The 20,848-nt window shown below is 57.7% G+C and carries 21 protein-coding genes; 11 read left to right on the forward strand and 10 right to left on the reverse strand.

Features of this window, described 5'->3' with window-relative positions; all coding sequences use genetic code 11:
• Window positions 1–363 carry a DUF3302 domain-containing protein gene (locus tag RTE01_RS15150; protein ID WP_041143190.1) on the reverse strand — a complete coding sequence of 121 codons (363 nt, stop codon included), beginning with the start codon at window positions 361–363 and terminating at the stop codon, window positions 1–3.
• Between the two features lie 538 nt (window positions 364–901).
• Between RTE01_RS15150 and RTE01_RS15155 the strand changes: the two genes are divergently transcribed.
• From RTE01_RS15155 to mtlR, 3 genes are all read left to right on the forward strand, one after another.
• On the forward strand, window positions 902–2,815 hold the full coding sequence (locus RTE01_RS15155; RefSeq protein ID WP_134528115.1) for a PTS mannitol transporter subunit IICBA: 1,914 nt from the start codon (window positions 902–904) through the stop codon (window positions 2,813–2,815).
• Window positions 2,816–2,951: 136 nt separating this feature from the next.
• A complete protein-coding gene (gene mtlD / locus RTE01_RS15160; RefSeq protein ID WP_076946265.1) occupies window positions 2,952–4,100 on the forward strand; it encodes a mannitol-1-phosphate 5-dehydrogenase in 1,149 nt (382 codons plus the stop codon).
• Window positions 4,097–4,696: a mannitol operon repressor MtlR gene (gene mtlR / locus RTE01_RS15165; RefSeq protein WP_041143193.1), complete on the forward strand. Its 600-nt coding sequence runs from the start codon at window positions 4,097–4,099 to the stop codon at window positions 4,694–4,696. Before mtlD ends, mtlR begins: the two co-directional genes overlap by 4 nt.
• Here the strand turns inward: mtlR and RTE01_RS15170 are convergent.
• Entirely contained in the window at window positions 4,685–4,909 is a 225-nt protein-coding gene (locus RTE01_RS15170) for a hypothetical protein (protein ID WP_041143194.1), read from the reverse strand. The genes mtlR and RTE01_RS15170 overlap by 12 nt on opposite strands.
• A 275-nt stretch (window positions 4,910–5,184) precedes the next feature.
• Here RTE01_RS15170 and RTE01_RS15175 point away from each other — a divergent pair, with 275 nt between their 5' ends.
• The 5 genes from RTE01_RS15175 to trmL all read left to right on the forward strand — a co-directional run bounded on the left by RTE01_RS15175 (window position 5,185) and on the right by trmL (window position 10,004).
• Window positions 5,185–5,547, forward strand: coding sequence for a YibL family ribosome-associated protein (locus RTE01_RS15175; protein WP_041143195.1), 363 nt, complete (start codon window positions 5,185–5,187; stop codon window positions 5,545–5,547).
• A 280-nt stretch (window positions 5,548–5,827) separates the two neighbouring features.
• Window positions 5,828–7,483: an L-lactate permease gene (gene lldP, locus RTE01_RS15180; protein WP_041147484.1), complete on the forward strand. Its 1,656-nt coding sequence runs from the start codon at window positions 5,828–5,830 to the stop codon at window positions 7,481–7,483.
• On the forward strand, window positions 7,480–8,253 hold the full coding sequence (gene lldR, locus RTE01_RS15185) for a transcriptional regulator LldR (protein ID WP_041143196.1): 774 nt from the start codon (window positions 7,480–7,482) through the stop codon (window positions 8,251–8,253). The genes lldP and lldR overlap by 4 nt, the downstream gene beginning before the upstream one ends.
• The gene (gene lldD / locus RTE01_RS15190) at window positions 8,253–9,437 is read left to right on the forward strand and encodes an FMN-dependent L-lactate dehydrogenase LldD (protein WP_041143197.1); all 1,185 of its coding nucleotides are present in this window, start codon (window positions 8,253–8,255) and stop codon (window positions 9,435–9,437) included. Before lldR ends, lldD begins: the two co-directional genes overlap by 1 nt.
• 93 nt (window positions 9,438–9,530) lie before the next feature.
• A complete protein-coding gene (gene trmL, locus RTE01_RS15195) occupies window positions 9,531–10,004 on the forward strand; it encodes a tRNA (uridine(34)/cytosine(34)/5-carboxymethylaminomethyluridine(34)-2'-O)-methyltransferase TrmL (protein ID WP_041143198.1) in 474 nt (157 codons plus the stop codon).
• A gap of 173 nt (window positions 10,005–10,177) precedes the next feature.
• On the opposite strand, the gene cysE is transcribed toward trmL, so the two are convergent.
• The 5 genes from cysE to RTE01_RS15220 form a co-directional block, all read right to left on the reverse strand.
• Window positions 10,178–10,999 (reverse strand): serine O-acetyltransferase, encoded by an 822-nt coding sequence (gene cysE, locus RTE01_RS15200; RefSeq protein ID WP_041143199.1) that lies wholly within the window; start codon window positions 10,997–10,999, stop codon window positions 10,178–10,180.
• 80 nt (window positions 11,000–11,079) lie between these two features.
• Complete coding sequence (gpsA, locus tag RTE01_RS15205; protein ID WP_041143200.1) at window positions 11,080–12,096, reverse strand: NAD(P)H-dependent glycerol-3-phosphate dehydrogenase; 1,017 nt, start codon at window positions 12,094–12,096, stop codon at window positions 11,080–11,082.
• On the reverse strand, window positions 12,096–12,563 hold the full coding sequence (gene secB / locus RTE01_RS15210) for a protein-export chaperone SecB (RefSeq protein ID WP_041143201.1): 468 nt from the start codon (window positions 12,561–12,563) through the stop codon (window positions 12,096–12,098). Before secB ends, gpsA begins: the two co-directional genes overlap by 1 nt.
• Before the next feature lie 58 nt (window positions 12,564–12,621).
• The gene (grxC, locus tag RTE01_RS15215) at window positions 12,622–12,873 is read right to left on the reverse strand and encodes a glutaredoxin 3 (protein WP_041143202.1); all 252 of its coding nucleotides are present in this window, start codon (window positions 12,871–12,873) and stop codon (window positions 12,622–12,624) included.
• Window positions 12,874–12,982: 109 nt separating this feature from the next.
• Window positions 12,983–13,414, reverse strand: coding sequence for a rhodanese-like domain-containing protein (locus RTE01_RS15220; RefSeq protein WP_076946268.1), 432 nt, complete (start codon window positions 13,412–13,414; stop codon window positions 12,983–12,985).
• A gap of 245 nt (window positions 13,415–13,659) precedes the next feature.
• Between RTE01_RS15220 and gpmM the strand changes: the two genes are divergently transcribed.
• Genes gpmM through RTE01_RS15235 form a run of 3 tightly spaced genes read left to right on the forward strand, consistent with a single transcriptional unit; the run spans window position 13,660 to window position 17,436 of the window.
• Window positions 13,660–15,204: a 2,3-bisphosphoglycerate-independent phosphoglycerate mutase gene (gpmM, locus tag RTE01_RS15225; protein WP_134528119.1), complete on the forward strand. Its 1,545-nt coding sequence runs from the start codon at window positions 13,660–13,662 to the stop codon at window positions 15,202–15,204.
• A gap of 9 nt (window positions 15,205–15,213) precedes the next feature.
• The gene (gene envC, locus RTE01_RS15230; RefSeq protein ID WP_041143205.1) at window positions 15,214–16,485 is read left to right on the forward strand and encodes a murein hydrolase activator EnvC; all 1,272 of its coding nucleotides are present in this window, start codon (window positions 15,214–15,216) and stop codon (window positions 16,483–16,485) included.
• A 3-nt stretch (window positions 16,486–16,488) separates the two neighbouring features.
• The gene (locus tag RTE01_RS15235) at window positions 16,489–17,436 is read left to right on the forward strand and encodes a divergent polysaccharide deacetylase family protein (RefSeq protein WP_123552537.1); all 948 of its coding nucleotides are present in this window, start codon (window positions 16,489–16,491) and stop codon (window positions 17,434–17,436) included.
• Here RTE01_RS15235 and RTE01_RS15240 read toward each other — a convergent pair.
• The 3 genes from RTE01_RS15240 to kbl all read right to left on the reverse strand — a co-directional run bounded on the left by RTE01_RS15240 (window position 17,433) and on the right by kbl (window position 20,656).
• A complete protein-coding gene (locus RTE01_RS15240) occupies window positions 17,433–18,230 on the reverse strand; it encodes a glycosyltransferase family 2 protein (RefSeq protein ID WP_134528122.1) in 798 nt (265 codons plus the stop codon). The two genes, RTE01_RS15235 and RTE01_RS15240, sit on opposite strands and share 4 nt — an antisense overlap.
• 197 nt (window positions 18,231–18,427) lie before the next feature.
• A complete protein-coding gene (gene tdh / locus RTE01_RS15245) occupies window positions 18,428–19,453 on the reverse strand; it encodes an L-threonine 3-dehydrogenase (RefSeq protein ID WP_041143208.1) in 1,026 nt (341 codons plus the stop codon).
• A 9-nt stretch (window positions 19,454–19,462) separates the two neighbouring features.
• Complete coding sequence (gene kbl / locus RTE01_RS15250) at window positions 19,463–20,656, reverse strand: glycine C-acetyltransferase (RefSeq protein ID WP_134528126.1); 1,194 nt, start codon at window positions 20,654–20,656, stop codon at window positions 19,463–19,465.
• Between the last annotated feature and the right edge of the window lie 192 nt (window positions 20,657–20,848).

Raw genomic sequence — 20,848 nt, forward strand, 5'->3', positions numbered from 1 at the left:
TTATTTCTCCGGGGATCGGGCGGAAGAGTGGCGTTCAGCGACTCTTTTCTCAAGGTCGGCAATACGCTGCTGGAGCTGCGCCAGGTCCTGTTCTTCTGTCGTTTCTGCAAGGCTTCCGTCCGGGCGATGCTGCATGCCCCAGCCGCGCTCGGGCCGATAGAGCGTGGCCCAGATCCACAGGAATGGCCAAATAACGTGGAGGGTAAAAAGGCTTACCCAGCCGGCGACGTGAATAGCATCTGCATGTGGGTGGTTACGCTTCTTCGCGATCAGGTAAGGAATATCATGCAGGATGATAATTCCATAAAAGATGACCAGAAATACGAAGATCAGAACGCCCAGCGCAAAATAATTGAGAAACATATTTTCCTCGAATTTACGCTAATAAATTATATCAATGTGTAGACAGTCAAATAGAACCCTGACTGATGATTTGATCATAATTCACGCATCTCATTTTTACCATATGGCGCAAAAAATCGATCGCCAGCGCGAGGCGGGTTGCCGTTACATTTCGACGGATGAAACGATGGCGAATCTGTCTGAGATCACAGGCGCTAAAAACAAGTCACGATATTTTGTGATTAACATCACATATAAACAATTATTCACAGATACAAAATTGCGATCTTTGTCACATTAAAGCGCATTTTCGGCACCAAATTATCCCTAAGCCGCTTTTTTGCACAGCCATTATGTGACGAATGTCACTATATACACCGCGCGATAGCCTATATTCACGTGACACAGATCACACAAAGACCCGGTCACTGGACAGTTCTCCGATTCAGTGCCAGATTTCGCTTTATCAATCAGGGCCCGGCTTCCTCTGCCGCCACATTAACAACAAGCCTCAGGCTTTTAGCCTACGCGATAAGCAAAACAGAAAAAGGGGTGTTTTATGTCATCCGATATCAAGATCAAGGTGCAAAGCTTTGGTCGTTTCCTTAGCAATATGGTGATGCCAAATATCGGCGCGTTTATCGCGTGGGGTATCATCACCGCCCTATTCATTCCGACAGGATGGCTGCCAAGCGAAACGCTGGCGAAGCTGGTCGGCCCGATGATTACCTACCTGCTGCCGCTGCTGATCGGTTACACCGGCGGTAAGCTGATTGGCGGCGAGCGCGGCGGCGTGGTCGGCGCGATTACCACTATGGGCGTGATCGTCGGCGCGGATATGCCGATGTTCCTCGGCGCAATGATTGCCGGTCCGCTGGGCGGCTGGGCGATTAAGCATTTTGACAGCTGGGTAGACGGTAAGATTAAGTCCGGCTTCGAGATGCTGGTGAACAACTTCTCCGCCGGCATCATCGGGATGATCCTGGCGATTCTGGCGTTTCTCGGCATTGGCCCTGCGGTTGAAGTCCTGTCCAAAATACTGGCGGCGGGCGTTAACTTCATGGTGGTGCACGACATGCTGCCGCTGGCGTCTATCTTCGTAGAACCGGCGAAAATCCTGTTCCTCAATAACGCCATCAACCACGGTATCTTCTCGCCGCTGGGCATTCAGCAGTCCCACGAGCTGGGCAAATCAATCTTCTTCCTGATTGAAGCGAACCCGGGTCCGGGGATGGGCGTGCTGCTGGCGTACATGTTCTTTGGTCGCGGTAATGCCAAGCAGTCAGCAGGCGGCGCGGCAATCATCCACTTCCTCGGCGGTATTCACGAAATTTACTTCCCGTACGTGCTGATGAATCCGCGTCTGATCCTCGCCGTTATCCTCGGCGGTATGACCGGCGTGTTCACGCTGACTATCCTCAACGGCGGCCTGGTGTCTCCGGCTTCTCCGGGCTCCATCCTGGCGGTGCTGGCAATGACGCCGAAAGGTGCCTATTTTGCCAACATCGCGGCGATTGTTGCCGCTATGGCCGTCTCCTTCGTGGTCTCCGCCATTCTGCTGAAAACCAGCAAAGTGAAAGAAGAAGATGATATCGATGCGGCCACCCGCCGTATGCAGGATATGAAGTCAGCTTCCAAAGGCGCGGCGACTCCGCTGGCCGCCGGCGATGTTGCTAACGACCTGAGCCACGTGCGCAAAATCATCGTTGCCTGCGACGCCGGTATGGGTTCCAGCGCCATGGGTGCAGGCGTGCTGCGTAAGAAAGTACAGGATGCGGGACTGGGCAATATCTCCGTCACCAACTGTGCGATTAACAACCTGCCGCCTGACGTTGACCTGGTGATTACCCACCGCGACCTGACCGAGCGCGCCATGCGCCAGGTACCGCAGGCTCAGCATATTTCGCTGACCAACTTCCTCGACAGCGGCCTGTACACCAGCCTGACCGAACGCCTGGTCGCGGCGCAGCGTCATACCGATAACGAAGAGAAGGTTCGCGGCAGCCTGCAGGACAGCTTTGACGCTGCCGATACTCACCTGTTCAGGCTCGGGGCGGAAAATATCTTCCTCGGTCGTCACGCGGCGACCAAAGAAGAAGCCATTCTCTTTGCCGGTGAGCAGCTGGTTAAAGGCGGCTACGTTGAACCGGAATACGTGCAGGCGATGCTGGATCGCGAAAAGCTGACCTCCACCTATCTGGGTGAGTCCATCGCGGTACCGCACGGCACTATCGAAGCGAAAGATCGCGTTCTGAAAACCGGCGTGGTGTTCTGTCAGTACCCGCAGGGCGTGCGTTTTGGCGAAGAGGAAGATGACATTGCCCGTCTGGTCATCGGCATCGCCGCCCGCAACAACGAACACATCCAGGTCATCACCAGCCTGACCAACGCGCTGGACGATGAGACGGTGATTGAGCGCCTGACGCACACCACCAGCGTAGAAGAAGTGCTGGCGCTGCTGAACAAAGCGTAGCCCGTTGCCCGGACGCCGGCGTCCGGGATAACGAGAAAGAGACAAGCCTCTCTCCGCATGCGGAGAGAGGGTTAGGGTGAGGGAAAAGCCTCACCCCAGCCCTCTCAGGTAAAAACATTAATTGAAGGTTAATACTATGAAAGCATTACATTTTGGCGCAGGTAATATCGGGCGTGGCTTTATCGGTAAACTGCTGGCCGACGCGGGAATCACCTTAACATTTGCCGATGTGAATCAGGTCGTTCTGGATGCCCTTAACGCCCGTCATAGCTATCAGGTTCACGTGGTCGGCGAAAATGAGCAGGTGGATACCGTATCCGGCGTCAACGCCGTGAGCAGCATCGGCGATGAGGTCGTTGAGCTGATTGCCAGCGTTGACCTGGTCACCACCGCCGTCGGCCCGGTCGTGCTGGAGCGCATCGCCCCGGCCATTGCTAAAGGGCTGGTAAAGCGCAGGGCGCAGGGGCTTGAAGCCCCGCTGAACATCATTGCCTGTGAAAATATGGTACGCGGAACCACCCAGCTGAAGGGCCACGTCTTTAACGCGCTGGCCGAAGAAGACAAAGCCTGGGTTGAAGCCCACGTTGGCTTCGTCGATTCCGCCGTTGACCGTATTGTGCCGCCGTCCGCGTCCGCAACCCACGATCCGCTGGAAGTCACCGTGGAGACCTTCAGCGAATGGATTGTCGATAAAACCCAGTTTAAGGGCGCTCTGCCCGCCATTCCGGGCATGGAGTTAACCGACAACCTGATGGCATTTGTCGAGCGTAAGCTATTCACCTTAAACACCGGACATGCTATAACCGCCTACCTCGGAAAACTGGCGGGTCACCAGACGATTCGCGACGCGATCCTCGATGAGAAAATTCGCGCCGTCGTCAAAGGGGCCATGGAAGAGAGCGGCGCGGTACTGATCAAACGCTACGGCTTTGATGCCCAGAAGCACGCCGCCTATATCCAAAAGATTCTTGGTCGTTTCGAGAACCCGTATTTGAAAGATGACGTTGAGCGCGTTGGCCGCCAGCCGCTGCGTAAACTCAGCGCGGGCGACCGCCTGATTAAGCCGCTGCTCGGCACGCTGGAATACGCTCTGCCGCACCGAAACCTGGTGCAGGGGATCGCCGCTGCGATGCACTTCCGCTGCGCTGAAGACCCGCAGGCGCAGGAGCTGGCGGCGCTGATTGCCGAGAAAGGCCCGCAGGCTGCGCTGGCACAGATTTCCGGTCTGGATGCCGCAAGCGACGTGGTGCTGGAGGCCGTTAACGACTATAACGCCATCAAATGAGGCACGAACAGGCGCGGCACGAACCGCGCCCACTACTACTCCTGTCAGATATGCAGGCAATAATGGAAGAAACACAGGCATTTGAAAACCGCGTGCTTGAGCGTCTGAATGCTGGCAAAACCGTACGAAGCTTCCTGATCGCCGCCGTCGAGCTACTCACTGAGGCGGTTAATATCCTGGTGCTTCAGGTATTCCGCAAAGATGATTACGCGGTGAAATACGCAGTGGAACCGTTGCTGGACGGCGACGGGCCGCTGGGCGACCTTTCCGTACGCCTGAAGCTGATTTACGGCCTTGGGGTGATTAGTCGCGCCGAATACGAAGACGCCGAGCTGCTTATGGCCCTGCGCGAAGAGCTCAACCACGACGGCAACGAGTACAGTTTTACCGACGACGAGATCCTCGGGCCTTTTGGTGAGCTGCACTGCGTCAGCGCGCTGCCGCCTCTGCCGCTGTTTGATGAAAGTGATGAAGAACTGCTGGCAATGCAGAAGCTGCGCTACCAGCAGGTTGTACGCTCAACGATGATGCTGTCTCTGACCGAGCTGATTTCGAGAATCAGCTTAAAAAAAGCTTTTCAGAAACTAACGCTCTGACTCCCGCTCATGCTCATCGCAGGTTGGCCGATACAGCTGCCTGTAATACTCCAGACGACTGAGAAACAGCGCCTCTTTATTTTGCGGAATATCGCGCGGCACGTGCTGCAAGCGCGGGCATTTCTTCAGATACTCCATAAAAGCCTGGCTTGAAGCCATAAAATCAACCGTCTTATCGATAATATGCGGTACGCCGTCGCCAATTTTCGCCATTATGCCCTCCTCTTCTTAAGGATACTCTTATTAAGAATTAGCTAAAAAAAGGGTCGAGGTTAAGGAAAACGTGCTTATGTTTCGTCGAGCTTCACAGAATCGAAACTCAGCGCTATTTTATTAATAATACTTTTAGTATTCAAGTGATTAGAATTTACTTTGCAGGATACTTCGCGGGGAAAAGCCGCGGGATTTCGATAAATAACTACCCACAACAGCACTCACAGCCCATACTATATGGCGTCGAACCCCCTTTATTAATAGATTAAATCACCATGAATGAAGTCGAAAAGAATGAAATCAAGCGTTTGAGCGACCGTCTCGACGCCATCCGTCATCAGCAGGCCGATATGTCGCTGGTTGAAGCTGCGGACAAATACGCCGAGCTGGACAAAGAAAAAGAGACCATTGAAGCGGAAATCGAGCGCCTGCGCGACGTTCAGGGCCAGAAGCTGAGCAAAGAAGCGCAAAAGCTCATGAGCCTGCCGCACCGCCGCGCGATCACCAAAAAAGAGCAGGCCGATATGGGCAAGCTGAAAAAAAGCGTGCGTGGCCTGGTTATCGTGCACCCGATGACCGCGCTGGGTCGCGAAATGAAGCTCACGGAAATGACCGGCTTCTCTAAAATCGCCTTCTGATCCCCCTTCCCTCTCCGCCCGGAGAGGGGATTTTCCATTCTCAAGACGCTCCCTCTTCACACCGCTCTGATTGGCCCAACCAATTATTTCTTAAACCGTCAAATAGTTCACATATCCATCATTTTTCGTCACAACCATATTGCTCATTAATAACATTTGGTTAACCATTCGTTGTCGCTAACCCTACAACCCCCTATTGGCTGGGCCAATTTTACAAACGATGTGACCTGCAAGGAGCGCAGACTCAGCACAGCATCGTGGTGGCCCGATGGAGACCTGCATGAGCATCTGGCAACAAAATTACGATCCGGCCGGTAATATCTGGCTCTCAAGCTTTATCGCATCGCTACCGATTCTGTTTTTCTTTTTTGCCCTGATAAAGCTCAAGCTCAAAGGGTACGTTGCCGCTACCTGGACCGTCGCGATTGCGCTGTCGGTGGCGCTGCTGTTCTATAAAATGCCGGTCGATCGCGCGCTGACCTCGGTGGTTTACGGCTTCTTCTACGGCCTGTGGCCTATCGCCTGGATTATTATTGCCGCCGTATTCGTCTACAAAATTTCGGTGAAGACCGGGCAGTTCGAGATTATCCGCTCGTCCATTCTCTCCATTACCCCCGACCAGCGCCTGCAGATGCTGATCGTCGGCTTCTCCTTCGGCGCCTTCCTTGAAGGGGCGGCGGGCTTTGGTGCCCCGGTGGCGATTACCGCCGCGCTGCTGGTGGGCCTCGGCTTTAATCCTCTGTACGCCGCGGGCCTGTGCCTGATCGTTAACACCGCGCCGGTCGCTTTCGGGGCGATGGGGATCCCCATTCTGGTCGCCGGCCAGGTCACCGGTATCGACAGCTTCGCCATCGGCCAGATGGTCGGACGCCAGCTGCCGTTCCTGACGATCATCGTGCTGTTCTGGATTATGGCGATTATGGACGGCTGGCGCGGCGTCAAAGAGACCTGGCCTGCGGTCATGGTCGCCGGCGGCTCCTTTGCGATTGCGCAATACCTCAGCTCAAACTTCCTTGGCCCGGAGCTGCCGGATATCATCTCCTCGCTGGTGTCGCTGGTCTGTCTGACCCTGTTCCTCAAGCGCTGGCAGCCGGTGCGCATCTTCCGCTTTGGCGATATGGGCGCCGCGCAGGTCGATCAAACCCTGGCGCGCACGCATTACACCGCCGGACAGATCGTTCGCGCCTGGTCGCCGTTCCTGTTCCTGACCGCCACCGTCACGCTGTGGAGCATCCCGCCGTTCAAGGCCCTGTTTGCGCCGGGCGGGGCGATGTACGACTTCGTGATTAATATCTCCGTGCCGTTCCTCGATAAGATGGTCGCGCGCATGCCGCCGGTGGTCAGCGCCGCGACGCCTTACGCCGCGGTGTATAAATTCGACTGGCTGTCGGCGACCGGTACCGCCATTCTGTTCGCGGCGATACTTTCCGTGGTCTGGCTGCGCATGAAGCCGAAAGATGCGCTGATCACCTTTGGCAGCACGCTCAAGGAGCTGGCGCTGCCGATTTACTCCATCGGCATGGTTCTGGCGTTCGCGTTTATCTCCAACTACTCCGGACTGTCGTCGACGCTGGCGCTCGCCCTGGCGCATACCGGCCACGCGTTTACCTTCTTCTCGCCGTTCCTCGGCTGGCTGGGAGTGTTCCTGACCGGTTCAGATACCTCGTCGAACGCGCTGTTCGCCGCGCTGCAGGCCACCGCGGCCCAGCAAATTGGCGTCTCCGATATCCTGTTGGTTGCCGCCAACACCACCGGCGGAGTCACCGGGAAGATGATCTCCCCGCAGTCCATCGCCATCGCCTGTGCGGCGGTAGGCCTGGTGGGCAGGGAGTCCGACCTGTTCCGCTTTACCGTCAAACATAGCCTGATCTTTACCTGCATGGTCGGCGTCATCACCACGCTGCAGGCCTACGTCTTAACCTGGATGATCCCGTGATAGTGATGCCAAAGCGCCTCGCCGACGACGTAGCCCAGCGCGTGCGGGAGCTGATTGAAGAACAAAACCTCGAGGCGGGCATGCGACTGCCCGCCGAAAGGCAGCTGGCCGCCCAGCTCGGCGTGTCGCGTAACTCGCTGCGCGAGGCGCTGGCGATGCTGGTTAACGAAGGGCTCCTGCTGAGCCGGCGCGGCGGCGGAACCTTTGTCCGCTGGCAGCACGAGGCGTGGTCGGAACAGAATATCGTGCAGCCGCTGAAAACGCTGCTCGCCGACGACCCCGACTACAGTTTTGATATTCTCGAAGCCCGCCACGCCATTGAGGCCAGCACCGCCTGGCATGCCGCGATGCGGGCAACCGATGCTGAAAAAGAGAAAATCCGCCTGTGCTTTGAAGCCACCCAGAGCGAAGACCCGGATCTGGCCTCCCAGGCCGACGTCCGCTTCCATCTGGCGATTGCCGAGGCGTCGCACAACGTGGTGCTGCTGCAAACCATGCGCGGCTTTTTCGACCTCCTGCAGTCGTCGGTCAAGGAGAGCCGCCAGCGGATGTACCTTGTGCCGCCGGTTTTCGCCCGCCTGACCGAGCAGCATCAGGCCGTGATGGACGCGATTTTTGCCGCTGACGCCGAGGGCGCGCGGCAGGCGATGATGGCCCATTTGGGCTTCGTGCACGCCACGATTAAACATTTTGATGAAGACCAGGCCCGCCAGGCGCGCATTACCCGCCTGCCCGGTGACCACAATGAAAATTCCAGGGAGAACTCGTGATGATTATTTCAGCCGCCAGCGACTACCGCGCCGCCGCCCAGCGTATCCTGCCGCCGTTCCTGTTCCACTATATCGACGGCGGTGCCTACGCCGAGCACACGCTGCGTCGCAACGTTGAGGACCTCTCCGACGTGGCGCTGCGCCAGCGGGTGCTGAAAAATATGTCGGACCTGAGCCTGGAAACCACGCTGTTCAAAGAGAAGCTCTCCATGCCGGTGGCGCTGGCGCCGGTCGGGCTGTGCGGAATGTACGCCCGTCGCGGTGAAGTGCAGGCGGCGGGTGCGGCGGATGATAAAGGCATTCCCTTTACCCTTTCTACCGTTTCCGTGTGCCCGATTGAAGAGGTCGCCCCGACCATCAAGCGGCCGATGTGGTTCCAGCTGTACGTCCTGCGCGATCGCGGCTTTATGCGCAACGCGCTGGAGCGCGCGAAGGCTGCGGGCTGCTCCACGCTGGTCTTTACCGTAGATATGCCAACGCCGGGAGCCCGTTATCGCGACGCCCACTCCGGAATGAGCGGCCCAAATGCGGCGATGCGCCGCTACTGGCAGGCGATGACCCACCCGCAGTGGGCATGGGACGTTGGCCTGAACGGCCGCCCGCACGACCTCGGCAATATCTCCGCCTATCTCGGTAAACCGACCGGCCTTGAGGACTATATCGGCTGGCTGGCCAACAACTTCGATCCGTCAATTTCATGGAAAGACCTGGAGTGGATCCGCGAATTCTGGGACGGCCCGATGGTGATCAAGGGGATCCTCGATCCGCAGGATGCGCGCGATGCGGTGCGCTTCGGCGCCGACGGGATCGTGGTTTCTAACCACGGTGGCCGCCAGCTCGACGGCGTTCTCTCATCCGCCCGCGCGCTGCCCGCCATCGCCGACGCGGTGAAGGGCGATATCGCTATTCTTGCCGACAGCGGAATTCGCAACGGTCTCGACGTGGTGCGGATGATTGCGCTGGGCGCCGACAGCGTGCTGCTCGGCCGCGCCTATCTGTACGCCCTGGCGACGCACGGCAAGCAGGGGGTCGCGAATTTGCTGAACCTGATTGAGAAAGAGATGAAGGTGGCGATGACCCTGACCGGAACCAAAACCATCGGCGAAATCAGCCGCGATTCGCTGGTGCAAAACGCCGAAGCGCTGCAGACCTTCAGCGCGCTCAAGCCGGGTAACGCCGCGTAATCCGCCCGCCCGGCGCTCTCCCGCAGGGATGAGGGCCGGGGAAATATCTGCTATTCTGCCCTCGCCATCAAGAGCCTAATGAGACAGGGCAGCATGCTGAACATTGTACTATTCGAACCAGAGATCCCGCCGAACACCGGCAATATTATCCGCCTGTGCGCCAACACCGGCTTTAGCCTGCATATCATCGAGCCGATGGGCTTCGCCTGGGACGATAAACGTCTGCGCCGGGCCGGACTGGATTACCACGAGTTTACCGCCGTTCAGCGGCATCGCGACTATGCGGCGTTTGTCGACAGCGCCAGGCCGCAGCGCCTGTTTGCGCTGACCACCAAAGGCACGCCCGCCCACAGCGCGGTGAGCTATCAGGACGGTGATTTTTTGCTGTTTGGCCCGGAAACGCGCGGTCTGCCGGCCAGCATTCTTGATGCCCTGCCGGCGCAGCAGAAAATCCGTATTCCGATGATGCCGGACAGCCGCAGCATGAACCTGTCAAACGCGGTGTCGGTGGTGGTGTATGAAGCCTGGCGCCAGCTGGGGTATCCGGGCGCGGTGCTGCGTAGCTAAGCTGGGCCATTCCTCGACTGCGGCGCGCTGCGCGTTATGCGGGTTAAGTCGCCCGCCCGCAATGCTCGGCGCAGTCAGATTGAAAGGGGCCGCGCATCGCCGCCACGTGCACGCAACGCGTAAGGATGGCGAGCACCGCCCGGGTTCAGGCGGGCAGCTAAGATAGCCTGACGCTAGATCCCGTCGCCGTACTCAAACGTATGGTGGATGCCGTTAAAGTGCTGATCCATATCCATCGCCGGCTTATCGCTCTCCGGCTTGCCGACGATGCGCGCCGGAACGCCGGCGGCGGTGGTATGCGGCGGAACCGGCTGCAGCACGACGGAACCGGCGCCGATTTTGGCCCCGCGTCCCACTTCGATATTGCCGAGGATCTTGGCTCCGGCGCCAATCATCACGCCTTCACGGATTTTCGGATGGCGATCGCCGCTGGTTTTACCGGTACCGCCAAGGGTAACGGATTGCAGAATTGAGACGTCGTTCTCGATCACCGCCGTTTCACCAACCACAATGCCGGTGGCGTGGTCGAGCATGATCCCACGGCCAATATTCGCCGCCGGGTGGATATCGACCTGGAAGGAGACTGAGACCTGGTTTTGCAGGAAAATGGCCAGCGCACGCCGGCCCTGATTCCACAGCCAGTGCCCGATGCGGTAGGCCTGCAGCGCGTGGAATCCTTTGAGGTACAGCAGCGGCGTGGAGTATTTATCGACCGCCGGGTCGCGAGTACGCACGGCCTGAATATCACAGGCGGCGGCGGCGATCATTTCCGGGTCGGCGGCATAGGCCTCTTCCACCACTTCACGAATCGCGATGGCGGGCATAATCGGCGAGGCCAGCTTGTTCGCCAACATATAGCTCAGGGCGCTGCCGAGGTTTTCGTGCTTAAGCAGCGTGGCGTGGTAGAAACTGGCAAGCATCGGCTCACAGTCAGCTAAAGCCCGGGCTTCGGCTTTAATATTATTCCAGACGATATCCAGTTCTTCACACGGCATTGCTGACTCCAGGCGATAGCATAATGACCGGCCAGTTCTATGCTGACCGGGTCATCGAGGTGACAAAGGTTCCTTTAAGGCTAATTGCTGCGCTCGTCCTTGCGTGCGCGACCTAATAGGGTCAATGCTGCCTCGCGCGCAATTTTTCCGCAATACAATACCTGATAAATTTCCTCGGTTATTGGCATTTCGACACCTAAACGCTGTGCCAGAACGCGAACTTCCTTGGTATTGCGGTAGCCTTCAACCACCTGACCAATCTTATCCTGCGCGCTTTGTACATCCATACCCTCACCGAGCATCATGCCGAAGCGACGGTTACGCGACTGGTTGTCGGTACAGGTCAGTACCAAATCGCCCAGACCCGCCATCCCCATAAAGGTTTCCGGATCGGCGCCCAGCGCCGCGCCCAGGCGAGACATCTCGACCAGACCACGGGTAATCAGCGCGGTACGCGCATTGGCGCCAAAGCCGATACCGTCGGACATCCCGGCACCAATGGCGATAACGTTTTTCACCGCGCCGCCAAGCTGGACGCCAATAAAGTCCGGATTGATATAGACGCGGAAGCTTTTACCGCAGTGCAGCAGGTGCTGGAGATCGTCGGCAAACTGCGGATCCGTCGCGGCCAGGGAGATGGCCGTCGGCAGCCCTGCGGCCAGCTCTTTCGCAAAGGTTGGGCCGGAGATCACCGCCAGCGGAATATCTTCCCCCAGCGCTTCCCGCGCGACGTCCTGCAGCAGGCGACCGGTTTCAGCTTCGAGACCTTTCGTCGCCCACACCAGGCGCGCATCGGCACGCATCAGCGGCTTAATCTGGCGCAGAACCTGACCAAATACGTGGCTCGGAACGACAACCAGAATATCGCGACTGGCGGCCAGGGCGGTCGACAGATCGCTCTCCAGATGCAGCGTATCGGGGAAGGAGACGTCGGGAAGAAAAGCGGCGTTGCAGCGATCGTTTTGCAGAGTCGCGATGTGCTTAGGGTCATGGCCCCAGAGCACAACGTGATGGCCATTTCTTGCCAGGGTGATGGCAAGAGCGGTGCCGTAAGAGCCGGCACCGATCACAGTCATTGCAGCATTAAGTTCGTTCATCAGGCATCCTGATGTTGTTCGGCACCTTCGCCAGCCTGCTGCTGCAGATAGTTCATGAACAGCGCATCGAAGTTCACTGGCGCAAGGTTCAGTTGCGGGAAGGTACCGCGAGAAACCAGGCTGGTAATGCACTCACGCGCATACGGGAACAGGATGTTCGGGCAGTATGCACCGAGGCAATGTGCCATCTGGTTGCCGTCAATGCCTTCGATGGAGAAAATGCCGCCCTGCTGTACTTCACACAGGAATGCGGTTTCTTCGCCCAGCGCGGCGGTTACGGTCACACGCAGCACCACTTCATAGACGCCTTCAGCCAGCTGGCTGGAAGCGGTATCCAGATCAAGTTTAACTTCCGGCTGCCAATCTTTCTGGAAAACTTGCGGAGCATTCGGCGCTTCGAAGGAGATATCCTTGGTATAAATACGCTGGATCTGGAAAGTCATTTCGGTGCTGTTTTGTTCTGACATAGTAAAACCCTTTCGTGTTGTCCTTAAATACGCCTACCCGGCCTGGGTGGACGCAAAATTAGCGCAGCAGGGGATCAAGTCCACCACGTGAATCAAGCGCATACAAGTCGTCACAGCCGCCAATGTGCTGTTCATCAATAAAAATCTGCGGGACCGTTGTCCGACCGCTGCGTTGGATCATCTCTTCACGCTTCGTCGCGTTGCCATCGATCGGCAGCTCGTTGAACGTCACGCCTTTGCTGTTCAACAGTGCTTTAGCACGCACGCAGAACGGGCAGGTCGCTTTGGTATAGATATCAATATTGGCCATGACTTCACTCCTGTTTTTACCCTGAGGATTTTAGGCCGCAGGCAAGGCGCTCCCCCAGCGGCTAGCCGCAAGGAGGGAACCCTGCTACGTCATAAAGGCGTGGGGTAAATTATTTGCCGCGTACCAGCGGAAGGTTTTCACCACTCCAGCCGGCAATGCCTTCTTTCAGTACAAAGACCTTCTCGAATCCGGCTTTATTCAGCGCGCTCGCAGGGTCTTGCGCCTGCATACCGGAACCGTCTACCACTATAATGGGTTGTGCTTTGTGCTTTTCCAACTCACCCACGTTATTTGCCTTGATATCGCTCGGCAGCAGGTTGAGGGAACCGGCAATGTGGCCTTTACGGAAATCGTCACGCTGACGCAGGTCGACAACGACCGCATCTTCTTTGTTGATCAGACGCGTCGCTTCACCACGGGTAATGACTTTAATTTTCGACGTCAGCCCTTTAAAGGTGGTGAACAGCACCGCACCCAGCAGCGCGATCCACGCGATGCTCAGGACGGGGTGACGGCCGACGAATTGCATAATTTCTTGCATGGGGGGTTACAACTCCCGACTAAGTGATAAAAAAACCAGGCAAGGAGTATACCTGTGCATTGCGGCAAATACAGCCAGTGAGCGTGATGTAATGCATTTTCTGCGGCACGCCACGAAAAAAATTCCCCCTTGCCGCTCCCCTGCGGCGCGGCCGCTCTCTTTCTTTGATCTTTTACGGTGATTTGATCGATTCAGCTGTAGTAAAATTACGCAAATTTTCTGTCTTTGAGCATGAGGTTGTCGCAATGTCGGTTTCTAAAAAACCTATGGTACTGGTCATTCTGGATGGCTATGGCTACCGTGAAGAGCAGCAGGATAACGCTATTTATAGCGCAAAAACCCCCGTTATGGACGCGCTGTGGGCGAAACGCCCTCATCTGCTGATTGATGCTTCAGGCCTCGAAGTGGGCCTGCCGGATCGCCAGATGGGCAACTCCGAAGTGGGCCACGTTAACCTTGGCGCCGGTCGTATCGTTTACCAGGACCTGACCCGTCTCGATGTTGAAATCAAAGAGCGGACGTTCTTTGCTAACCCGGTACTGACCGCGGCGGTAGACAAAGCGACGGCTGCGGGCAAAGCGGTTCACATCATGGGCCTGATGTCTCCCGGCGGCGTTCACAGCCACGAAGACCACATCATGGCGATGGTTGAACTGGCAGCGGAGCGCGGCGCGGAAAAAATCTACCTGCACGCGTTCCTCGACGGCCGCGATACTCCGCCGCGCAGTGCGGAAAAAACGCTGGCGAAGTTCGAAGAAAAATTTGCCGCCCTCGGCAAAGGCCGCGTGGCCTCTATTATCGGTCGCTACTACGCAATGGACCGCGACAACCGCTGGGATCGCGTCGAGCAGGCGTATAACCTGATGACCCTGGCGCAGGGCGAGTTCCAGGCCGATAGCGCCGTTGCCGGTCTGCAGGCCGCCTACGCCCGTGATGAAAACGACGAGTTCGTTAAAGCCACCGTGATCCGCGCCGCCGGCCAGGCCGATGCGGCAATGGAAGACGGCGATGCGCTGATTTTCATGAACTTCCGCGCTGACCGCGCCCGTGAGATCACCCGCGCCTTCGTCAACGCTGATTTCGACGGCTTTGCGCGTAAGAAAACGGTTAAGCTCGATTTCGTGATGCTGACCGAATACGCCGCGGATATCAAAGTCGCCTGCGCCTACCCGCCGGCTTCTCTGGAAAACACCTTCGGCGAATGGATGGCCAAAAACGATAAAACGCAGCTGCGTATCTCCGAAACGGAAAAATACGCGCACGTCACCTTCTTCTTTAACGGCGGCGTCGAAGAGCCGTTTAAAGGCGAAGAGCGTATTTTGATCAACTCCCCGAAAGTCGCGACCTACGATCTGCAGCCGGAAATGAGCTCCGCCGAGCTGACTGAAAAACTGGTTGCGGCCATCAAAGGCGGCGAGTACGACACCATCATCTGCAACTATCCAAACGGCGATATGGTCGGCCACACCGGGGTCATGGAAGCGGCGATTAAAGCCGTTGAAACGCTGGATAACTGTGTCGAACAGGTGGTTAACGCAGTCGAAGCCGCTGGCGGCCAGCTGCTGATCACCGCCGATCACGGCAACGCTGAGCAGATGCGCGACCCTTCTACCGGACAGGCTCATACTGCCCACACCAACCTGCCGGTACCGCTGATCTACGTCGGTGATAAAACCGTGAAAGCGGCCGCAGATGGCAAACTTTCCGATATCGCGCCGACCATGCTGTCGCTGATGGGAATGGAAATCCCGCAAGAGATGACTGGCAAGCCGCTGTTCATCGTGGAATAATCCTTCCCCATGAGGGGAAAGGCGACTTATTCAAATACATGGATCGCAACCACGGTGCGATCCGTTCTTTACGCCAGCGCGTTCAGCGCTGGCGTATTGCTGTGCGCCGTACCTGCCCACGCGGACGATCGCGATCAGCTAAAATCCATTCAGGCCGATATTGCCGCTAAACAGCGTGCGATACAGCAGCAGCAACAGCAGCGCGCTTCCCTGCTCGCTCAGCTAAAGAGCCAGGAAGAAGCCATCTCCGCCGCCGCCCGCAAGCTGCGCGAAACCCAGGCCACCCTGACCCAGCTGAACAAGCAGATTGACGAGATGAACGCCTCTATCGCCAAACTGGAGCGTCAGCGCGCCTCGCAGGAGCGCAACCTCTCCGCCCAGCTGGACGCCGCGTTTCGCCAGGGGCCGCACACCGGCATGCAGATGATCCTCAGCGGCGAAGAAGGCCAGCGCAACCAGCGTATCCAGGCCTACTACGGCTATCTCAACCAGGCCCGCCAGGAGACCATCGCGCAGCTGAAGCAAACGCGTGAAGAAGTCACCGCGCAAAAGGCCGAGCTGGAAGAGAAGCAGAGCCAGCAGCAAACGCTGGTCTACGAGCAGCGCGCGCAGCAGGCCAAGCTTGAGCAGGCGCGTAACGAGCGTAAAAAGACGCTTTCCGGCCTCGAATCCTCCATTCAGCAGGGGCAACAGCAGCTGGGCGAAATGCGGGCCAACGAATCGCGTCTGCGCGGTCGCGTTGCCCAGGCAGAAGCGGCGGCTAAGGCTCGCGCGGAGCGCGAAGCCCGCGAAGCGCAGGCGGTCCGCGATCGCCAGCAGGACGCCTCCCGCAAAGGCACCACCTACAAACCATCTGAAAGCGAACGTTCGCTGATGTCCCGTACCGGCGGACTGGGTTCGCCGCGCGGCCAGGCCTACTGGCCGGTTCGCGGCACGCTGCTTCACCGCTATGGCGAACAGCTGCAAGGTGAACTACGTTGGAAGGGGATGGTTATCGCCGCGTCTGAAGGCACCGAGGTCAAAGCGATTGCCGATGGCCGGGTGATCCTCGCCGACTGGCTGCAGGGCTACGGCCTGGTGGTGGTCGTTGAGCACGGTAAAGGCGATATGAGCCTGTACGGCTATAATCAAAGCGCGCTGGTCAGCGTCGGGACTCAGGTCCGGGCGGGCCAGGCAATTGCCCTCGTCGGCAGCAGCGGCGGTCAAGGCCGTCCGTCGCTCTATTTCGAAATTCGTCGCCAGGGTCAGGCGGTCAATCCACAGCCGTGGTTGGGAAGATAAGTTTTGCTTCAATTTCGCAGAATTGCACTCGCGGTAGCCGGTACGCTGGCTTTCGCAGCGCCAGCTTTTGCTGGCAAACTCTCCATTGTTATTGACGACTTTGGCTATCGTCCACAGACGGAAAATCAGGTGCTGGCGCTGCCGGCCACCGTCTCCGTCGCCGTGTTACCTAATGCTCCGCACGCCCGTGAAATGGCGACCAAAGCGCACGGCCTCGGCCATGAGGTGCTCATTCACCTGCCGATGGCGCCGCTCAGCAAACAACCGCTGGAAAAAGACACCCTGCGCCCGGATATGAGCAGCGCGGAGATCGAGCGCATCATCCGTGAAGCCTATGGCAAAGTGCCGTACGCCGTGGGGCTGAACAACCACATGGGCAGCGCAATGACCTCCAGCCTGTTCGGTATGCAGAAGGTGATGCAGGCGCTGGAACGCTACAATCTCTACTTCCTCGACAGCGTGACCATTGGCAATAGCCAGGCGATGCGTGCCGCGCAGGGTACCGGGGTGAAGGTGATTAAGCGCAAGGTGTTCCTCGACGATACGCAGAATGAAGCGGATATCCGCGTTCAGTTCAACCGGGCGATCGCCCTGGCGCGGCGTAACGGTTCGGCGATTGCTATCGGCCACCCGCACCCCACCACGGTGCGCGTGCTGCAGCAGATGGTCTATAGCCTGCCGTCGGACATTACCCTCGTGCGCCCGAGCAGCCTGCTCAACGAGCCGCAGGTGGATACCTCCACGCCAAATACCGCGCCGCCGTCGCAGACCGTGCCGCCAACGAAGCCGCGTAATCCGTTCCGCGGCGTGAAGTACTGCAAGCCGAAGCATCCGCCTGAACCGGTGTACGCCAGCCGGTTCTTTAGTATCCTCAGCGAAAGCATTAGCCAGAGCGCGCTGGTGCAGTATTACCAGCTGAAATGGCAGGGCTGGGATACGCCGACGAACTAGAGAGATCGGGAACCCGGGCGCTTTTTCGCCACGGGTTCCCGTTTATCCCCCTCGGCATACCAGGCTTTAAAATATTTCAGGAAGCTGTAGAAGGTGGCGTATAGCCCGGTCACCAGCCCTACTTTCCCACGACGCCACGCCCCGCTGAACAGATACCACTTAAAAAACGCACCAATCGCGCTGATAGCGGCGCGGCTCAGCGAGGGCCTGATCTTCTGGTACTTCACCAGCCGGGTGGTATAGCTATTGAGCTTATGAAAGACTTCATGCAGCGAGTAGAAGGTATCGTGACGCACGTGGCCGGGCAGCCTGATTGAGCGGCTGTGGCCGACGACGCGATCGTCCACCGGGCGATCGTTAAAGGCCGCCACGGTGCGGTTGAATAAGCGGACCGGGTAATCCGGCGATGAAACGGGGTAAATGGTTCTGACCGCCTCCCCCAGAACATACCAGTAGCGCGGCAGACGCCAGGCGCAGTCAGGATCGATCGCCTCCCCGGCTTTGAGCCTTAGAATGGCGGCAACCGCCTCGGCATCAAGGATTTCGTCACTGTCCATACACAGCACCCAGTCATGACTGGCCAGCGCCGTGGCGTAGTTCATCTGCGCTCCGTGGGCAGTATAGGCGTGGTGATGAACCTGCAATCCAAACTGCCGGCAGATATCCAGCGTCGCATCCGTGCTGCCTGAATCAACGACAATACACTCGTCCGCCACTTCTAATAGCGGGGGCAAAACCTCCCGCAGCAGGCGGGCGGAATCACAGGTCAGCAGGCATACAGTGAGTTTAAGCATAGTGTTTATAAGGTTTAGCGGTGATTAAACAAAATGTATAAACGAACAGGCCGAAAATCGATTTAGAAATAGTGCTTTTACGATGAAGTACGCTTGAAATGTTATCCAAATCTAAATAAAAAAAAGCGCCCGCAGGCGCTCAGAATATGCGTTAGCAAAACGGGTATCGGTCTGCTAACGCGGCGGACAACGGACCTTTAATCCCAGCTCAGAATCACTTTACCCGACTGGCCGGAGCGCATCGCGTCAAAGCCCTGCTGGAAATCATCAATGCCGAAACGGTGGGTGATAATCGGCGACAGGTCTAAACCTGACTGGATCAGCGCTGCCATCTTGTACCAGGTTTCAAACATCTCGCGACCGTAAATCCCCTTGATGAATAGGCCCTTAAAGATGACCTTGGTCCAGTCGATGGACATATCGGATGGCGGAATACCGAGCATCGCAATACGGCCACCGTGGTTCATGGTGTCCAGCATGGTGCGAAACGCCGGCGGCGCGCCGGACATCTCCAGACCCACGTCGAACCCTTCGGTCATGCCCAGTTCGGCCATCACGTCGGCAAGGCTCTCCTGCGCAACGTTAACCGCGCGGGTAACGCCCATCTTACGCGCCAGGCCCAGACGGTATTCGTTGACGTCGGTGATCACCACGTTGCGCGCGCCGACGTGCTTAGCGACCGCCGCCGCCATGATGCCAATCGGGCCGGCGCCGGAAACCAGCACATCTTCGCCGACGAGGTCGAAGGAGAGCGCGGTGTGGACAGCGTTTCCAAAGGGGTCAAAAATCGACGCCAGATCGTCAGAAATATTGTCAGGAATTTTGAAGGCGTTGAAGGCCGGGATCACCAGATACTCGGCAAAACAGCCGGGACGGTTAACGCCAACCCCAATGGTGTTGCGGCACAGGTGAGTACGCCCGGCGCGACAGTTACGACAGTGGCCGCAGGTAATATGACCTTCGCCGGAAACGCGATCGCCCAGCTTAAAGCCGCGAACTTCCTGACCGATACCCACGACTTCACCGACGTATTCGTGCCCTACCACCATCGGCACCGGGATGGTCTTCTGCGACCACTCGTCCCAGTTATAGATGTGTACGTCGGTACCGCAAATTGCGGTCTTACGGATTTTAATCAGCAGATCGTTGTGGCCGACTTCCGGTTCCGGTACGTCGGTCATCCAGATGCCTTCTTCCGCTTTCAGTTTGGATAACGCTTTCATCTCACACCCTCAGGCAATGACGCCCAGTTGTTTGCCGATGCGGGTAAAGGCTTCCACCGCACGTTCAATTTGTTCAGGGGTATGCGCCGCAGACATCTGGGTACGAATACGCGCCTGGCCTTTTGGTACCACCGGATAGAAGAATCCGGTGACGTAAATACCTTCTTTCTGCAGCTCGCGGGCAAAATTCTGCGCCACGGTCGCTTCGCCGAGCATCACCGGAATGATGGCGTGATCGGCGCCCGCCAGGGTAAAGCCCGCAGCGGTCATTTTTTCGCGGAACAGGCGCGCGTTGGACCACAGGCGGTCGCGCAGTTCGCCGCCGGACTCCACCATCTCCAGCACTTTGATGGAGGCGGCGACGATCGCCGGGGCCAGCGAGTTGGAGAACAGATACGGGCGTGAGCGCTGGCGCAGCCACTCAACCACCTCTTTGCGCGCCGCGGTATAGCCGCCGGACGCGCCGCCCAGCGCCTTACCGAGGGTGCCGGTGATGATATCCACCCGGCCCATCACCTCGCAGTACTCGTGGGAGCCGCGGCCGTTTTCGCCGACAAAGCCGACGGCGTGGGAGTCGTCGACCATGACCAGCGCGTCGTATTTATCCGCGAGATCGCAGACGCCTTTCAGGTTGGCAATCACGCCGTCCATGGAGAACACGCCGTCGGTGGCGATCAGCACATGCCGCGCGCCGGCTTCACGCGCCTCTTTCAGCCGCGCTTCCAGCTCCTGCATATCGTTGTTGGCGTAGCGCAAGCGCTTCGCTTTACACAGGCGCACGCCGTCGATGATCGACGCGTGGTTCAGGGCATCGGAGATAATGGCGTCTTCCGCGCCCAGCAGGGTTTCGAACAGGCCGCCGTTGGCGTCAAAGCAGGAGGAGTAGAGAATCGCATCTTCCATACCGAGGAACTCGGCCAGCTTCTTCTCAAGCGCTTTATGGCTGTCCTGGGTCCCGCAAATAAAGCGCACGGAGGCCATACCGAAGCCGTGACTGTCCATACCGGCTTTCGCCGCGGCAATCAGCTCCGGGTGGTTGGCAAGGCCGAGATAGTTATTGGCGCAGAAGTTAATCACGCTGTTGCCGCCGACGGTGATATCCGCCTGCTGCGCCGATGTGATAATGCGTTCTTCTTTAAACAACCCCTCCGCGCGAGCGGTATCCAGGCTATTGGTTAACTGTTGATAAAAATCACCACGCATTGCAACTCTCCAGATTCGGCAAAATTTGGCACATATTACCCAAAGCTATACGCTGATACGAGATGATGCATGCCTGAATGAATTATTTGCAGCATAAATCACGCTCGCCCAGCACCTTTTTTGCGAAGGGCTGAAGCCTGTCTCATGTGGTGATATGATAGAAGCATTCATGTCCGGATTATCTCTGGACTC

The sequence above is a fragment of the Klebsiella terrigena genome (genome assembly GCF_006539725.1).
In the GTDB taxonomy this organism is placed as follows: Bacteria; Pseudomonadota; Gammaproteobacteria; order Enterobacterales; family Enterobacteriaceae; genus Klebsiella; species Klebsiella terrigena.

Coding starts and splice junctions, on each gene's coding strand:
- RTE01_RS15150 (WP_041143190.1), bottom strand. CDS start 363: ATGTTTCTCAATTATTTTGCGCTGGGCGTTCTGATCTTCGTATTTCTG.
- RTE01_RS15155 (WP_134528115.1), top strand. CDS start 902: ATGTCATCCGATATCAAGATCAAGGTGCAAAGCTTTGGTCGTTTCCTT.
- mtlD (WP_076946265.1), top strand. CDS start 2,952: ATGAAAGCATTACATTTTGGCGCAGGTAATATCGGGCGTGGCTTTATC.
- mtlR (WP_041143193.1), top strand. CDS start 4,097: ATGAGGCACGAACAGGCGCGGCACGAACCGCGCCCACTACTACTCCTG.
- RTE01_RS15170 (WP_041143194.1), bottom strand. CDS start 4,909: ATGGCGAAAATTGGCGACGGCGTACCGCATATTATCGATAAGACGGTT.
- RTE01_RS15175 (WP_041143195.1), top strand. CDS start 5,185: ATGAATGAAGTCGAAAAGAATGAAATCAAGCGTTTGAGCGACCGTCTC.
- lldP (WP_041147484.1), top strand. CDS start 5,828: ATGAGCATCTGGCAACAAAATTACGATCCGGCCGGTAATATCTGGCTC.
- lldD (WP_041143197.1), top strand. CDS start 8,253: ATGATTATTTCAGCCGCCAGCGACTACCGCGCCGCCGCCCAGCGTATC.
- trmL (WP_041143198.1), top strand. CDS start 9,531: ATGCTGAACATTGTACTATTCGAACCAGAGATCCCGCCGAACACCGGC.
- cysE (WP_041143199.1), bottom strand. CDS start 10,999: ATGCCGTGTGAAGAACTGGATATCGTCTGGAATAATATTAAAGCCGAA.
- gpsA (WP_041143200.1), bottom strand. CDS start 12,096: ATGAACGAACTTAATGCTGCAATGACTGTGATCGGTGCCGGCTCTTAC.
- secB (WP_041143201.1), bottom strand. CDS start 12,563: ATGTCAGAACAAAACAGCACCGAAATGACTTTCCAGATCCAGCGTATT.
- grxC (WP_041143202.1), bottom strand. CDS start 12,873: ATGGCCAATATTGATATCTATACCAAAGCGACCTGCCCGTTCTGCGTG.
- RTE01_RS15220 (WP_076946268.1), bottom strand. CDS start 13,414: ATGCAAGAAATTATGCAATTCGTCGGCCGTCACCCCGTCCTGAGCATC.
- gpmM (WP_134528119.1), top strand. CDS start 13,660: ATGTCGGTTTCTAAAAAACCTATGGTACTGGTCATTCTGGATGGCTAT.
- envC (WP_041143205.1), top strand. CDS start 15,214: ATGAGGGGAAAGGCGACTTATTCAAATACATGGATCGCAACCACGGTG.
- RTE01_RS15240 (WP_134528122.1), bottom strand. CDS start 18,230: ATGCTTAAACTCACTGTATGCCTGCTGACCTGTGATTCCGCCCGCCTG.
- tdh (WP_041143208.1), bottom strand. CDS start 19,453: ATGAAAGCGTTATCCAAACTGAAAGCGGAAGAAGGCATCTGGATGACC.
- kbl (WP_134528126.1), bottom strand. CDS start 20,656: ATGCGTGGTGATTTTTATCAACAGTTAACCAATAGCCTGGATACCGCT.